Source organism: Acinetobacter sp. M5A5_2a, from assembly GCF_053345265.1.
On record NZ_JBKEZV010000002.1, the window covers coordinates 397,258 to 413,767 of the forward strand.

Consider the following 16,510-nt stretch of genomic DNA (forward strand, 5'->3'; position numbering starts at 1 on the left):
TAGCCTTTTGGCTAGGTTTTTTTTATTTAAATTCATCGTTTTTATTTTTAATTATTCCATTTTCTTATGATTTATTTGTATAAATAAAGCTGGATCTATTCTATCTCGTTGCAAATTTGGATAAATCAGAATCATAGGCAAAATTCTCTAAACAGCGTAAACTATGCAAAATTTATTAAATAGAAATTGTCTAACGACAAAAAAAGGTGAAAGCGAATGCCGCTGAGTCGTGTTGAAGATCTTGTCGCCGATATTCGTGCAGGCAAAATGGTTATCTTGATGGATGACGAAGATCGCGAAAATGAAGGTGATCTTGTCATTGCAGCAACGCATGTTCGTCCTGAAGATATTAACTTCATGATTACCCATGCACGTGGTCTAGTTTGCCTAACGTTAAGCCGTGAGCGCTGTAAGCAGTTAAACCTTCCGTTGATGGTTGACCAAAACGGTGCTCAGCATAGTACAAACTTTACCTTATCAATCGAAGCCGCTGAAGGTATTACGACTGGTATTTCAGCAGCAGAGCGTGCACATACAATTCAAGCTGCTGTCGCAGCGCATGCAAAGCCAAGTGATATTGTACAACCGGGCCATATTTTCCCATTAATGGCACAGCCAGGCGGTGTTCTACACCGTGCAGGTCATACTGAAGCGGGCTGTGATTTAACACGCTTAGCAGGTCTTGAACCAGCTTCTGTCATTTGTGAAATCATCAATGAAGATGGCACAATGGCACGCCGTGCAGATTTAGAAATTTTTGCTGAGAAGCATGGCTTAAAAATTGGTACAATTGCGGACTTGATTCACTACCGCATGACCAATGAGCAAACGGTTGAACGTCTGGATCAAAAAACCATTCAAACAGAATATGGTTCATTTGAACTCTATCGTTATCGTGAGATTGGTAACCCAGACATCCATTTGGCTTTAGTCAAAGGCGAGCCAAAAGAAGGTGTTACAACAGTACGTGTACATGGTTTCAGTCCAATTCGCGATTTGCTTAAGCTAAATAAGGCTGATGGTGAACCTGCGTGGAATCTAGACCGTGCACTACAGACAATTGCAGCGAGTGATCGCGGTGTTTTAGTCTGGATCGGGCAAGATCATTTGCAAGACTTGGGACCAGCGTTGGATGACTTAAATAAACCAAAACCGGTGAAATCCAATGCAGCACTTTCACATCAATATCAAACCATTGGTGTAGGCGCTCAAATTTTGCGTGACTTAGGTGTTGAAAAAATGAAGCTTCTTAGCTCACCATTACGTTTCAATGCTTTATCTGGCTTTAATTTAGAAGTAGTGGAATATGTCACTGCTGATCAAATCACAACGAAATAATCGAGGTTGCTATGGCAATTCGCCGTATTGAAGGTTTATTACATCTCGCAAGCGAAGGTCGTTATGCGATTTTAGTGGGTCGTTTCAACAGTTTTGTTGTTGAACACTTATTGGATGGTGCAATCGACACATTAAAACGTCATGGTGTAAATGAAGATAACATTACTGTTATTCATGCTCCTGGCGCATGGGAACTCCCGATTGTTGCTAAAAAATTAGCTACATCAAACCAGTTTGATGCAATCATCGCACTTGGCGCAGTTATTCGTGGTAGCACACCACACTTTGACTTCGTTGCTGGTGAATGTGCAAAAGGTTTAGGTGTAGTGGCGTTAGAAAGCAGCTTGCCTGTCATCAATGGTGTATTAACTACTGATAGCATCGAGCAAGCCATCGAACGTTCAGGTACAAAAGCAGGTAATAAAGGTAGCGAAGCTGCTTTAACTGCAATTGAAATGGTTAATTTATTAAAGGCAATTTAAAGCATGTCTCAAACACTGCAAGCCGCTTATGCAGCAAAACGCAAAGCACGTCGTTTTGCTGTACAAGGTATTTATGAGTGGCAAATGAGTCACAATCCTGTACATGAAATTGAAGCACGTACCCGTGCTGAAAATGCGATGCACAAGGTAGACTTAAATTACTATCACGAACTGTTAACGCAAGTGATTGCACAGCGCGAAGATCTTGATGCATTGTTAATTCCGGTACTTGACCGTGAACTTAGTGCACTTGATGGTGTAGAGCTCGCAACCTTACGTTTAGGTGCTTACGAGTTACGTGATCATTTAGAAGTACCTTATCGTGTAGTTCTTGATGAAGCCATTGAACTCGCCAAACACTTTGGTGGAGCAGATAGCCATAAATACATTAATGGCGTTTTAGATCGTTTAAGTTCAACACTACGTAGTGCTGAAAAACAACAAGCAAACTAATAGGTTTGAAGTTGATATGGCTGAGTTTTCTATTATTGACCAATACTTTAACAGACAATCTTATACGGATGTCACCTTAGGTATTGGAGATGACTCAGCCTTAATCACCCCTCCCCAAAATCAACAATTGGTGATCTGTGCAGATACACTAGTTGCTGGTCGTCACTTTCCTCTTGATACCTCTCCCCATGCAATTGGCTGGAAAAGTGTGGCTGTCAATCTTTCAGATATTGCTGCCATGGGTGCTAAACCTCATAGTATTTTACTTGCGTTAAGCTTACCTACCATTGACCATGAATGGCTTGAAGGATTCAGTCAGGGAATCTATGACTGCTGTAATCAATTTGGTGTTGCTCTCATTGGTGGAGATACGACCCAAGGTCCACATCTCACCATTACTGTCACGGCAATGGGTTGGATTGAAGCTGGACAAGCTGTGTTACGTTCAGGCGCAAAAGTCGGTGACTATGTTTGTGTGAGTGGTCAAGTTGGAGATGCAGCCTATGGTTTACAACACCTAGGTCATCCCTTACAACAACGACTAGACTACCCAACACCACGTTGTCAGCTAGGACAACAGCTGAAGGGTCTTGCTTCTAGCATGATTGATATTTCTGATGGATTAGCCCAAGATTTAGGCCATATTTTAAAAGCTTCAAAGGTCGGTGCTCGATTACTTTTAGAAAAGTTACCGATTGATTCAACGCTAGAAAAACTACCAGAACAGCAGCGCTGGCAATATGCGCTAGCTGGTGGTGATGACTACGAATTATGTTTTACAATAACACCGCAAAATTATGAAAAACTTTTGCAAAAACAACTAGACATTAAGATTACAATGATCGGACAGATCGTTGAGCAAACACAACTAACTTTTGAGCATTTGGGTTCAGATTACCCATTGCAAATTCATGGATACCAACACTTTGCATAAGCCGCCGATTCATTTTAAAGACATGTCTTGGTTCAACCGCTGCATCGTTTTCTGTGGAGTTGGTTTCGGATCTGGTCTCGCACCTAAAGCCCCTGGTACTTTTGGCTCTGCCTTTGCCCTACTCTTTGTTCCGATCTGGTTATCGCTTGGATTTAACTTAAGCTTAATCGCGATGATTATCATGTCCTTGGTCGGGATTTATATCTGTGGTCAAACTGCAAAAGTTATAAACGTACACGATGATGGTCGAATTGTGTGGGATGAATTTGCAGGGCAATCTATTACCTTTCTTCCTCTCATTTACTTACAACAAATGAACTGGATGTGGGTGATCGTCGGCTTCATATTATTTCGAATTTTCGATGTTTGGAAACCTTGGCCTATCCGTGTTATTGATCGTCAGGTGCATGGTGGTTTTGGTATTATGCTTGACGATATTATTGCCGGTGTATGGGCTGCTCTTTGTACACTAATTATTATCCATTTGACTTAATCATTAGAGTTATACATGTCAACTACTGTCATTATTCTTGCTGCTGGCAAAGGAACGCGTATGCGTTCTCAGCTTCCTAAAGTATTACAACCTTTAGCTGGTCGCCCACTATTAGGGCATGTCATTCAAACAGCAAAACAATTACAAGCTAAAAATATTATTACGATTTATGGTCATGGTGGTGACCGCGTACAACAAACATTTGCCCAAGAAAATGTTCAATGGGTTGAGCAAGCTGAACAACTTGGTACAGGTCATGCAGTACAAATGACTTTACCCGTACTCCCAAAAGAAGGTGTATCACTGATTTTATCAGGCGATGTGCCATGTATTAATGCAAATACGCTACAAAAATTATTAGATGCATCGACCCAGACAGGAATTGGCTTAGTTACGCTTACTGTAGATGATGCAACAGGTTATGGCCGTATTGTGCGCCAAGATGGCAAAATTCAAGCCATTGTTGAACATAAAGATGCAAATGAAGCACAACGCCAAATTAAAGAATTTAATACAGGCATTTACTGTGTTAGCAACGCAAAACTTCATGAGTGGTTGCCTAAACTTTCAAATGAAAATGCACAGGGCGAATATTACTTAACTGACATCGTTGCAATGGCAATTGCAGATGGCTTAGAAGTTGCCTCTGTTGAACCAGAGCTTGCTTTTGAAGTTGAAGGTGTTAATGACCGCTTACAACTTGCAGCTTTAGAACGCCAGTTCCAGCAAGAACAAGTCAAAAAGCTCATGCAGCAAGGTGTCATGTTCTTTGATCCTGCACGTTTTGATTTACGTGGCTCTGTAAAAGTTGGACAAGACGTTCGTATTGACATCAATGTTATTATTGAAGGTGAATGTGAGCTTGGTGATTTTGTAGAAATCGGCGCTGGCTGTATTTTAAAGAACACCAAAATTGCAGCAGGTACTAAAGTTCAAGCCTATAGCGTTTTTGATGGTGCAGTTGTAGGCGAAAATGCTCAAATTGGACCATTTGCACGCTTACGCCCAGGGGCTAAATTGGCAAATGAAGTGCATATCGGCAACTTTGTTGAAGTTAAAAACACATCGATTGGACTAGGTAGTAAAGCTAACCATTTCACATACTTAGGTGATGCAGAAATCGGTGCTGAATCAAATATTGGGGCAGGTACAATTACTTGTAATTATGACGGTGCAAATAAACACAAAACCACTATTGGCGATGCCGTTTTTATCGGTTCTAATAGCTCGCTGGTTGCTCCGGTGACCATTGGGAATGGCGCAACAGTTGGTGCGGGTTCTGTGATTACGAAAGATGTAGCCGAACAAAGTCTCTCCTTTGAACGTGCGCAACAAATTTCAAAAGCAAATTATCAACGTCCCCAAAAGGTTAAAAAATAAGAGGATTGAAGTATGTGTGGTATCGTCGGAGGCGTTGCAGAGCGTTGTGTAACCGAGATTTTAATTGAAGGTTTAAAACGTCTTGAATACCGTGGTTATGATTCTGCGGGTGTTGCTTTACTGAATAATCAACAAATTTTACGTGAGCGCCGTGTAGGTAAAGTCATCAATCTTGCAGATGCAGTTGCTGAACACCAACTTACAGGGGCTATCGGCATTGCGCATACACGTTGGGCGACCCATGGTAAGCCAACTGAAAACAATGCTCACCCGCATATGTCTGGTAAGGTTGCTGTTGTACATAACGGTATCATTGAAAACTATCAAGAGTTAAAAGACGACCTACAAGCTTTAGGTTATGTTTTTACTTCTCAAACAGATACTGAAGTTGTTGCACACTTAGTTGCTGAAGCCCTAAAAAGCACAGATAGCCTTTTAGATGCTGTTGAAACTGTTGTACCTCAGCTTAAAGGTGCTTACGCGCTAGGTATTATCCACAGCGATTATCCAGATGAACTGATTACTGTACGTGAAGGTTCACCTTTAGTCATTGGCGTGGGTATTGGCGAAAACTTTATCAGTTCAGACCAACTCGCACTTTTACCAGTGACGAACCGCTTTATGTACCTAGAAGAAGGTGATATTGCCCGTCTTACACGTACTTCAATTGAAGTATTTGCAAATGGCGAACGCGTTGAACGTCCAGTACGAGAGCTTGATGCAACCGTAAGTAGCGCATCAAAAGGTGAATACAAGCACTACATGCTCAAAGAAATTTATGAGCAACCAGAAGCAATCAAGCAAACGATTTCTCAAGCGCTTGATGGCAATAGCTTACGTGATGATTTCTTGAAAAATGCTGAAGCAGATTTCAACAAAATTCAAAGCGTACAAATCATCGCTTGTGGTACAAGTTACCACTCAGGAATGATTGCGAAATATTGGTTTGAACAACTCATTGGCGTGCCTTGCCAAGTTGAAATCGCGAGTGAATTCCGCTATCGCACACCTGTAATTGTTGAAAATACACTTTATATTTGTATTTCACAGTCAGGTGAAACTGCTGATACTTTAGCTGCACTACGTGAAACTCAAAAGCGTGCGAAAGCAAACAATATCGATATTCAGACTTTGACTATCTGTAACGTTGCTACGTCTTCAATGGTTCGTGAAACTGATCATCACTTATTGACTCTTGCTGGTCCTGAAATTGGTGTTGCTTCAACTAAAGCGTTCACGACTCAGCTCGCTGCGCTTATGTTGTTAATCTTGAAAATTGGACAAGTTAAACAACGTATTAGTCCTGCTATTCTTGAAGAAATTACACGTGAGCTATGGCACAGCCCGAAAGTTATTCTTGATACGCTTAAACATGATCCAGAAATTTTGCGTTTGTCTGAATTATTCGTTGAAAAAAATCACTGCTTATTCTTAGGCCGTGGTACGAATTATCCAATCGCATTGGAAGGCGCATTAAAGCTAAAAGAAATTTCATATATTCATGCTGAAGGCTATGCAGCGGGCGAGTTAAAACACGGCCCATTAGCACTCGTTGATAGTGAAATGCCAATCGTGATTCTTGCTCCACATGATGAAATGCTTGATAAGCTAAAATCAAATATGGAAGAAGTTCAGGCACGTGGTGGTGAGTTATTTGTTTTCGCTGATGAAAATAGCGGAATCAATGAAAAAGACCGTCAGCACGTTGTGCATATTCCAGCAGTAAACGAATGGCTAGCTCCAATTGTTTATAGCGTACCAGTTCAGCTATTGTCTTATCACGTTGCTGTATTACGTGGTACAGACGTTGACCAGCCACGTAACTTGGCGAAGTCAGTAACTGTAGAGTAATTCAAAAAAGATCATTATTAAGGCATCCCCTGCTTTAATAACTGATTGATTAAGCCCGATATGTGTAATGCATATCGGGCTTTTTTATTGCATTCATACGGCCATACAGCCCCTTTCCCGTGAAAGAAAATCGAGTTTAATAATAGAGAAGTCCCCTAGGACCCTGTGTCACAACGGACTTTTTACTTTTGCGCTGATTTAAAGTTTGAGAAATCATTGCGACACAGAGATAAAGGAGCTAAGCGAACTTAGCCCATTTCATTTTTGTCGCAGCGTCGAATGATGCCGAACAAGTTAGGGGCAAAGTCCTGTGGGAGATCAGGACTTTGCAAACTGGTGTGTTTTAAACGTTGTACGGTTTGAGGCGAATACATCTGTGCAAGCTGTTGGCAAATACAATTGCAACTGGCTTGCCTGTGTTCACCTGACGAACAAATTCTTTTAAATTCCTGCTGAGCATTGGCATCATCATTTGTAATACTGTAAGCACCGACCATAAGGTTTAAAACTAATATAAATTTATGAAGTTTCATATTATTCTCATGATTATTTATATCTTTAAATAAAATAAAAATATTACTCGCCTAAATATTAAAATATTTTTTAAATAATAATTAACCCTCCCACAAACATAGGAAAATAAAATAATTAAAATTTTAAAATAAAAATAATTTATAAATTTAAAAAATCAGGTCGCAAAAAACCTAAATTTTAAATAAATAAAATAATTAAATAAGAGAGAAAATGAGTTTGAATAGTGGCATAGCCAACTCCTTAAAAATGGAGTCCTACCACCAGATCACCGCGAATTAATTTATGGTGGTAGAACGAAAGAGGGTTGACAGACTAGACTTAGCGACCAGCACGCGCGAACGCGTCCCCCTTCCGCCCTACCATAGAGAAAAAGGGGGCACAAAGGTTCCACATGGGAAATACTAAGGAAGTATAACCCATTTGCTAAGTACGGTCTGTCAAAACCGTCTGGCAATGTAGGCCAGCAACGAAATCATAATTGGTATAATAAAGAACGTCAATTTATTTTAATGAAAAAAGTTTAAATATAATAATTTTATTAATATTTAGATAATATTATCCTCCTTATTGCATTCATAACTTTTAATTAAATTTAAAATATAAAGTTTGGTTATATATATTTAGTTAATAAAATAGATTGATCGTTAATTCTAATTTAATAGTTTATATAAATATATAAGATTAAAAAGAGCTAGGCATAAAAACGTCTTATAGAAAGCCCCTACTCCATCAGATGATAAGCGAACACCTCTTACCATCTTTTCGAGAGCTTATTTTCCTACACCTTTTACGGGTAAATGCGTACCTAACAAAGAAAAAGTAACGTCCGCAACTTCCAACGGGTCTGAACTGGTCCAAATAATATGATTCCCCTCATTTGGACTTTCAGAACTTAAATGATATTGATTGAGCTGCCGAATTAATTGCGCTGTTACAGCTTCCGAAGGCTCAATAATTTGGATATCACGACCTACAATTTCCTGAATCGTATTTGAGACAAATGGATAGTGTGTGCATCCTAAAATAATCGTATCGACTTTTTGCTCGACCAGCGGCGCCAAAATATTTTTTAAATAATCCTTAACTTCCGCTGTATGCGCTTTGCCCGTTTCAATTTTTTCGGCCAGACCAATACAAGGAACTAAAGACACTTTAATATCTTGCGCATACGTTTCAATTAAACTTTTTAAGTTTTTGCCCTTAACCGTGGTTGCAGTTGCCAAGACAGCAATATGCTTACTTTGAGTGATTGCTACTGCGGGTTTTACGGCGGGTTCTATTGCAATAAGTGGCACATTAATTTGTGCTCTAATCGTTTCAATCGCTACAGCCGTCATGGTGTTACAAGCAATCACAATCGCTTTGCATTTACCCTGTGCAACTAGGTTTGAAATTAAATGCGTGGTTCGTGAAACAATCCAGTCGCTTTCTTTGTCTCCATAAGGGACATATTTCGAGTCAGCGAAATAGATAATATCTTCATTCGGAAGTGCCTGCCGAATGTGCTTAAAGAGAGACAGCCCCCTAAACCAGAATCAATCATTCCAATCGGGTTATTCTTCTGGTTCATTATTTTTCCAATTTTAAATTCTAAAAGAAACTATATTTTTCATTATTATATTCTGTTTTCTATCAGTTTTTAAATCAGGCCCAACGAGGACCTGACCTAAATTTTGAATTTTGTTTTAAGCTGCCGCTTTTTGTTCCTTAATCCAATTTTTAATACGGGCATCCAATATATTTAAAGGCAATGTTCCTGCATTTAAGATCATGTCATGGAACGCTTTGATATCAAAACGATCTCCGAGCTCATGTTTAGCTAATTCTCGTAGCTCTAAGATTTTTAGTTGTCCCATCTTGTAAGCTAATGCTTGTGCAGGAATAGCAATATAGCGATCTGTCTCTGCCTGAATATCAGGCTCATCTAAAGCAGAATGTTCTCGCATAAAATCAATCATTTGCTGACGGGTCCACTTTTTATAATGTACACCAGTATCAACTACTAGACGACAAGCACGGAACAACTCACTCGATAGTCTTCCATAGTCGGAAAGCGGGTCTTTATAGAAACCCACATCTTTACCCAACTGCTCTGCATAAAGCGCCCAACCTTCAATATAAGCGGTGTGATTCGGCTGCTTTCGGAACATCGGTAAATTTGGCAGGTTTTGGGCAATATCAATCTGCATATGATGGCCGGGAATTGCCTCATGATAAGCAGTCGCTTCCATTGATATTTTGGAACGTTCAGAGAAGTCCCCTGTATTCACATACACTTGTCCAGGTCGTGAACCATCAGGTGTTCCTTGATGATACTCTGCACCTGCCGCTTCTTTTTCTCGATATTGCTCTACAGGTAAAACTTCGACTTTATTTTTAGGTAATAAACCAAAGAGCTTCGGCAACTCTGGTTGCATTTGGGCAATATACCCGCGATAAATCTCTAAAATTTCTTCACGAGATTTTGGGAAAACAGCGGGATTTGTTTTTAAGGATTGTTGGAAACTTTTTAAGTCATTGAAACCTTGTGCTTTGGCAATTTTCAGCATTTCCGCTTCAATACGAGCAACTTCTTTTAATCCGAGCTGATGAATATTTTCAGGGCTTTCCGACGTAGTTGTATTATTTTCTACATAATAGCGATAAAGCTCATCACCGTTTGGCAAGCTCCATATACCCTCGTGTTGTCGTCCATAGGGTAAGTAATCTTTCTGAATAAACATCCCTAGTTTTTGATAAGCAGGCCGAACATTCTGATCTATGGCCTGTAGCATTTCACGGCTTAAACGCTCTTGTTCTGCTTTCGAAATATTTTTTGGAAATTGCTTTAATGGAGAAGCAAAAACACTGTCCTTCCCTGCTGGAGCTGCAATGCTATTAATCTGCTTTGCCACTTTTTCAATTAAATATTTCGGTGGCATCAAGCCGTCTTTTTGCCCTTGTTTCGCTAACTGAGTACCTTGATCAAGAATAAGAGGAATTTGTTTTAAACGAGAAATATAGTCTTGATATTGCTTAGCATTATCAAAGGGAATCGAACTAATAAATCCCGGAAATTGTAAATGCAGTCCCCACATTTGATTGAAAGGCATCTCATAGAGTTTCAAATCATAACTTTTAAGTGTCTCTTTCAACTGATAAATCATTAGATCTTTATTTAATTGATCAGTTGCTGAAAACCCTGTGCTATCAATTGCTTCAAAACGTTTTAAAAAATTTTGAGTACTTTTTTTATCTTTCTCGATCTGATTTTTTGAAACCTCGGTCCATCGATCGTTGTAGCGTAAATCTCCTAAAGTCGTTGCAGTTTCAGGATTATTTTTCAAAGTATATTCCCACTGTTCTTGTAAAAGCTGGTTTAAAGCTTTCACCCGAACAGAGACATTACTGTTTTGTTTAGATTGTGATTTTTCGATGGTATTTGTATTTATTTCGGGGGCTGCAGCATCAGAAGAATGAGACATCCAAAATAAAACACTGATACAAGCAAAATGTAAGGTTCTGTTTTTCATTTAATTATCCAGAAATATTTAACAAAGGTTAAAATAAAGACAAAACAAATTACGTGCCAAGCAGCATATAAAATAGTGTAAAAATCGAGTATTTTTTTAACTCAATGATTTTATAAATTAATTTTCTTTTTAATTAAATTATTTATAGTTGCTATCTATATTCCACATCTGACTTTAATGGTTCAGACACTTAAAAAAGTGCACATGAACGATCTCAGTGCACTTTTGAATTTCTACATTAAAAATTGTTTCTCAAGAAAACAAATATTGATAAACAATATACGCAGCCAGTTTTGCTGTTCTATTGTCTAAATCAAATTTGGGATTGCACTCAGCAATATCTAAAAGTTTGATTTTTCCAGTCTCTTGAATATGCTTAAAAATTGCTTCAAAAGTGGCTAAATCAATTCCTTTTACAGCGGGTGCACTGACTCCGGGTGCAACCGCGGCCGCGAAGACATCTAAATCAATCGTAACGTACAAACAGTCTACTTTTTCAATAAAAGCATCAACCGCCGCAAGTACGTTGTTTAGGTTAAAAATATTAACCTCATGATCGCGCAAATATGAACAATTCAGCGCATGGGCTGTATCAAACAAAACTTTAGTATTGGCATGGTTAGCTACGCCAATACATAAATAATTAAATTGTTTTTGATGTTGTTCTGAAAGTCGTGCTGCCTGTAAAAAAGGCGTGCCAGATGTTGCATGCTCTGCTTCACGCAAATCGAAATGGGCATCGAAATTTATAATGCCTATTTTTTGATCTGGCGTATGTGATTGTACATATTGGAATAAACCGCTAAAGCTGCCAAATGCAACCTCATGTCCACCACCAAGAACAATCGGTTTTAAACCATTTTGTAAGCTATTTTCGACTTGCTCAGCCAACTCTGTTTGGGCTTGCTCTAAATTGTCATATTCGCAGGTCACTGTACCCAAATCGACAATACTGACTGGACGATGAATAGGTAAATTAGCCAGCTGATTACGGATTGCATCCGGCGCATCAGCAGCACCGACTCGACCCTTGTTACGCTTCACGCCTTCATCAGAGCTAAAACCAATCAGCGCAAATTCAGCATGTTGAGTTTTATTCATAATATGATGAATGCGTTGGTGTGCTTCACCTTCGCCATCATGGCGGCCTTGCCATTTAAATGTGTGATTCATGGTGATACCGTTTAAAAAATAACTTCTTGTCCATGCTGAATTACTCGCTTAGGTAAATCTCCGCCAAGCCAGTAAACAATTTCTGATGGATGTTCAATATCCCAAGCGACAAAGTCAGCGATTTTACCCTGCTCTAAACTGCCGTGCGTTTGCGCTAAACCGAGTGCTTGTGCAGCATGAATGGTGACACCAGCTAATGCTTGCTCAGGTGTTAAACGGAATAACGTACTACCCATATTGAGCATTAAGCGTAAAGAAAGTGCTGGAGATGTACCCGGGTTTAAATCACTCGACAGCGCAATACGCACGCCATGTTTAATGAGACTTTCAATCGGTGGATATTGTGTTTCACGTAATAGATAAAAGGCGCCCGGCAATAACACAGCAACCGTACCCGACTCTGCCATTGCTTTGACATCATCTTCGGTCATGTACTCTAAATGGTCGGCTGACAAAGCATGATAACGTGCTGCCAAACTTGAACCACCTAGCGATGAGAGCTGCTCCGCATGCAGCTTAACGGGTAAATTTAAAGACTGTGCTGTTTTAAAAACACGTTCGACCTGAGCAGGTGAAAATGCTAAATGCTCGCAGAATGCATCAACTGCATCGACTAAACCTTCAGCATGCAGTTTAGGCAACATTTCTGTACAGATATGCTCAATATAAGCATCGCTTTGATCTTTGTACTCTGGTGGTAAAGCATGCGCAGCTAAACAGGTACTTTTTACCGTCATTGGTAAAGCGTCACCAATTTGACGAATGACACGCAGCATTTTGCGCTCATTTTCGTAATTGAGTCCGTAACCAGACTTAATTTCGATGGTGGTTACACCGTCTTGTTGCATACAGCGAATGCGCTTAAGTGCCGAATTTAATAGTTGTTCTTCGCTTGCTTCACGCGTTGCACGCACTGTACTTGCAATGCCACCACCGCTTGCTGCAATTTCAGCATAACTCACACCTTGCAAGCGTTTTTCAAACTCAACACTACGGTTGCCACCAAATACACTATGCGTATGGCAGTCGATGAACCCGGGGGTAACCCAAGCGCCTTTTAAATCAACTGTTTCGGAATATGTGTCGGTAGGAAGTTGTTGTTGTTTTCCAATCCACTGAATGAGATGCCCTTCTGTGACAATTGCAGCATCTTCAATGTAGGAGTATTGCCCATTTTGCATGGTCGCAATGTGGCAATTTTGCCAAAGTTTTTTCATTAGCCTTTCCTCAAAACTGCCCAATAGTTAAACCATTGGGCAGTTCATTTGTTAGCTTTCTATCTCAACATTTTGCTGGATAGGATTAGTTTCCTTTCCCAGATTTTGCTCTGGTTTTACCCATATGCGATAAGCAATAGTTAAGAGTACAAGCCATGTTATACCTACATAAATTGCAGGACGTGAATCAGGGAAATAACCCATCATGACTAAAATGAACACCATAAAACCAATCGCGAACGCAGGTGCATATGGCCAACCCCATACAGGGAAATCAAGTGCTTTAATTTCAGCAGTAGATAATTTGCGGCGCATCGCAACTTGCGAAAGCAAAATCATGAGCCAAACCCATACAGTTGCAAAAGTTGCAATTGACGCAATGATCATGAATACATTTTCAGGAATCAGGTAGTTCAGCACCACACCAATCAATAGCACACCAGCCATGACCACAACGGTCATCCATGGCACACCATTACGCGATAACTTTTGGAATATGCGAGGTGCTTGACCACGGTTCGCCATACCATAAAGCATACGGCCTGCGCCAAACACATCACTATTAATTGCTGAAATCGCAGCGGTTACTACCACAATATTTAAAATATTTGCTGCTGATTTAATGCCTAAATTTTCAAAAATTTGGACAAATGGACTACCTTGGCTACCAATTTGGTTCCATGGGAAAATCGACATGAGTACAAAAATGGTAAGCACATAAAAAAGTAAAATACGAACCGGAACGGCATTAATTGCTTTTGGCAAAGTCGTTTTCGGATCTTGAGACTCGCCTGCGGTTAAACCAATAATCTCAATACCACCAAAAGCAAATACCACTACAGATAAACATGCCACCAAGCCTGCAATACCATGCGGCATAAAGCCATCATAAATCCATAGGTTCGAAATGCCTGGCACGATATTGCTATGATCAGCTTGGAAGCCATAGAACATAAGCCCTAAACCACCTACAATCATGGCAACAATGGCGGTAACTTTGATAATGGACAGCCAAAATTCGAGTTCACCAAACACTTTAACGTGAATTAAGTTAATGGCACCCAAGAACATAATTAACGATAAAATCCAGATCCACCGTGGCACATCGGGATACCAGAATCCCATATAAATACCAAAAGCAGTGACATCGGCAAGTGCAACAATCACCATTTCAAAAACATAAGTCCAACCTGTGGTAAAACCAGCTAGTGGACTAATGTATTGTGATGCGTAGTGACTAAATGAACCGGATACTGGGTTATGGACAGCCATTTCACCCAGTGCGCGCATAACAATATAAATTGCAATCCCTGCAACAATATACGCTAGTAATACTGAAGGCCCCGCCATTTTAATAGCGGTTGCCGAACCATAGAAAAGCCCAGTTCCAATTGCTGAGCCCAATGCCAAGAAACGAATATGGCGGGTGTTCAAACCCCGCTGTAGTGTGGAGTTTTGTGACATTATAATCTCCAATCCTTGAGGATATTTAGTTAGATTCGGCCACTCCATGTGACCGTTTTATTAATCACACTTCAGATAGACTAGGGAGTAGGTTTGGAATAATTAACTCGTTTAGACAACCACTCGAAAGTAATTCACTTGCCTGTTCAATATCAGGAGCAAAGAAACGGTCTTCGCTGTAGTACGGCACTTGAGCGCGCAAGATTTTACGGGCTTGTTCAAGTTTAGGCGAGCTTTTTAGGCCTTCACGGAAATCTAAACCCTGACAAGCGCCTAACCATTCAACAGCTAGAATGCCGCGCACGTTATCAGCCATTGGCCAAAGTCGTTTACCAGCATTCGGTGCCATCGAAACATGGTCTTCCTGATTCGCTGAAGTCGGTAAACTATCAACACTCGCAGGATGTGCTAGCGCTTTGTTATCACTCGCAAGCGCTGCTGCTGTAACTTGAGCAATCATGAAACCTGAGTTAATGCCACCATTTGCGACCAAGAACGGTGGAAGCTGTGACATGTGACGGTCCATCATCATCGAAATACGACGTTCTGAAAGTGAACCAATTTCTGCAATTGCCAATGCCAGATTATCTGCTGCCATTGCTACAGGTTCTGCATGGAAGTTACCGCCTGAAATCACATCACCTTCTGCTGCAAAAACAAGAGGGTTATCAGACACTGCGTTTGCTTCAATTGCTAAAACTTCAGCAGCCTGACGGATTTGAGTTAGACATGCACCCATCACCTGTGGCTGACAACGTAAAGAATACGGATCTTGAACTTTGCTACAGTCTTCGTGTGAATGTGCAATTTCACTTGATTCTGTTAAGAGGTCACGATAAGCCGCAGCCACATCAATTTGACCACGTTGACCACGTACTTCATGAATACGTGCATCGAACGGTGAACGTGAACCCAGCATTGCTTCGACACTTAAACCACCGCATACAGTTGCAGCAGCAAATAAATCTTCAGCTTCAAACAAACCACGTAAAGCATAAGCGGTCGAAACTTGTGTACCGTTTAGAAGTGCCAAGCCTTCTTTAGCTGCTAAAGAAATTGGCTCTAAGCCTGCAATTTTTAAAGCTTCAACTGCTGGCATCCATTCACCTTTATAGCGCGCTTTACTCTCACCCAACAAAATCAATGACATATGCGCAAGTGGTGCCAAGTCACCTGAAGCGCCTACTGAGCCTTTAAGAGGAATATGCGGATAAACTTCTGCATTAATTAAAGCCAACAATGCATCAATGACTTTACGGCGAATACCTGAGAAACCACGTGCCAAGCTATTTGCTTTCAATAGAATAATTAAACGAACCATTGCATCATCAAGTGGCTCACCTACACCTGCTGCATGCGAAAGAACCAATGAACGCTGTAATTGTTCTAAATCTTCAGGAGCAATCTTGGTTGAAGCAAGTAAACCAAAACCTGTGTTAATGCCGTAAGCTGTACGCCCTTCATTTACAATCTGTTCTACACAAGCCACGCTTGCGTTGATTGCAGCTGAAGCACTGTCATCTAATTTAACTTTAATCGGGTTGAGGTAAGCTTGACGTAAATCAGCTAAGGTTAATTTTCCCGGTTGGATCAATAATTCCATGTTGGCTTCCTAATTTTTGGCACTATATTCTGCTGAGACGGTGCTTTTCACAATTGCAAAAAGCACCGCTAGTTTT

12 protein-coding genes and 2 pseudogenes are annotated in these 16,510 nt (G+C 40.3%); 7 read left to right on the forward strand and 7 right to left on the reverse strand.

The annotated features are described in order from the left end of the window. Positions 1–216 precede the first annotated feature (216 nt). The 7 genes from ribBA to glmS are packed head-to-tail and all read left to right on the forward strand — an operon-like array spanning position 217 to position 6,931. Positions 217–1,338, forward strand: coding sequence for a bifunctional 3,4-dihydroxy-2-butanone-4-phosphate synthase/GTP cyclohydrolase II (ribBA, locus tag ACLBWE_RS04235; protein WP_003654193.1), 1,122 nt, complete (start codon positions 217–219; stop codon positions 1,336–1,338). Positions 1,339–1,349: 11 nt separating this feature from the next. Continuing rightward, the gene (ribH, locus tag ACLBWE_RS04240; protein ID WP_002119264.1) at positions 1,350–1,820 is read left to right on the forward strand and encodes a 6,7-dimethyl-8-ribityllumazine synthase; all 471 of its coding nucleotides are present in this window, start codon (positions 1,350–1,352) and stop codon (positions 1,818–1,820) included. A 3-nt stretch (positions 1,821–1,823) separates the two neighbouring features. Next, positions 1,824–2,273, forward strand: a complete 450-nt coding sequence (nusB, locus tag ACLBWE_RS04245; RefSeq protein ID WP_005037915.1) for a transcription antitermination factor NusB — start codon at positions 1,824–1,826, stop codon at positions 2,271–2,273. A gap of 16 nt (positions 2,274–2,289) precedes the next feature. After that, a complete protein-coding gene (thiL, locus tag ACLBWE_RS04250) occupies positions 2,290–3,207 on the forward strand; it encodes a thiamine-phosphate kinase (RefSeq protein ID WP_005037914.1) in 918 nt (305 codons plus the stop codon). Beyond that, the gene (locus ACLBWE_RS04255) at positions 3,185–3,700 is read left to right on the forward strand and encodes a phosphatidylglycerophosphatase A family protein (protein WP_005044357.1); all 516 of its coding nucleotides are present in this window, start codon (positions 3,185–3,187) and stop codon (positions 3,698–3,700) included. The genes thiL and ACLBWE_RS04255 overlap by 23 nt, the downstream gene beginning before the upstream one ends. A 15-nt stretch (positions 3,701–3,715) precedes the next feature. Continuing rightward, a complete protein-coding gene (glmU, locus tag ACLBWE_RS04260) occupies positions 3,716–5,080 on the forward strand; it encodes a bifunctional UDP-N-acetylglucosamine diphosphorylase/glucosamine-1-phosphate N-acetyltransferase GlmU (RefSeq protein WP_005300484.1) in 1,365 nt (454 codons plus the stop codon). A 12-nt stretch (positions 5,081–5,092) separates the two neighbouring features. After that, a complete protein-coding gene (gene glmS, locus ACLBWE_RS04265) occupies positions 5,093–6,931 on the forward strand; it encodes a glutamine--fructose-6-phosphate transaminase (isomerizing) (protein WP_348948426.1) in 1,839 nt (612 codons plus the stop codon). A 238-nt stretch (positions 6,932–7,169) separates the two neighbouring features. Here glmS and ACLBWE_RS04270 read toward each other — a convergent pair. The 7 genes and pseudogenes from ACLBWE_RS04270 to hutH form a co-directional block, all read right to left on the reverse strand. Further along, positions 7,170–7,464 (reverse strand): annotated as a pseudogene (locus ACLBWE_RS04270) (hypothetical protein). A 771-nt stretch (positions 7,465–8,235) separates the two neighbouring features. After that, a pseudogene (gene murI / locus ACLBWE_RS04275) lies at positions 8,236–9,035 on the reverse strand (glutamate racemase). 115 nt (positions 9,036–9,150) lie between these two features. After that, entirely contained in the window at positions 9,151–10,977 is a 1,827-nt protein-coding gene (locus ACLBWE_RS04280; protein ID WP_447601360.1) for a DUF885 domain-containing protein, read from the reverse strand. A 252-nt stretch (positions 10,978–11,229) separates the two neighbouring features. Then, positions 11,230–12,150 carry a formimidoylglutamase gene (hutG, locus tag ACLBWE_RS04285; RefSeq protein WP_447601362.1) on the reverse strand — a complete coding sequence of 307 codons (921 nt, stop codon included), beginning with the start codon at positions 12,148–12,150 and terminating at the stop codon, positions 11,230–11,232. Between the two features lie 11 nt (positions 12,151–12,161). Then, positions 12,162–13,367 (reverse strand): imidazolonepropionase, encoded by a 1,206-nt coding sequence (gene hutI / locus ACLBWE_RS04290; RefSeq protein WP_447601364.1) that lies wholly within the window; start codon positions 13,365–13,367, stop codon positions 12,162–12,164. A 51-nt stretch (positions 13,368–13,418) separates the two neighbouring features. Next, positions 13,419–14,831, reverse strand: coding sequence for an amino acid permease (locus ACLBWE_RS04295; RefSeq protein ID WP_447601366.1), 1,413 nt, complete (start codon positions 14,829–14,831; stop codon positions 13,419–13,421). 64 nt (positions 14,832–14,895) lie between these two features. Further along, positions 14,896–16,434 carry a histidine ammonia-lyase gene (gene hutH, locus ACLBWE_RS04300; RefSeq protein WP_447601368.1) on the reverse strand — a complete coding sequence of 513 codons (1,539 nt, stop codon included), beginning with the start codon at positions 16,432–16,434 and terminating at the stop codon, positions 14,896–14,898. Positions 16,435–16,510: the final 76 nt, after the last annotated feature.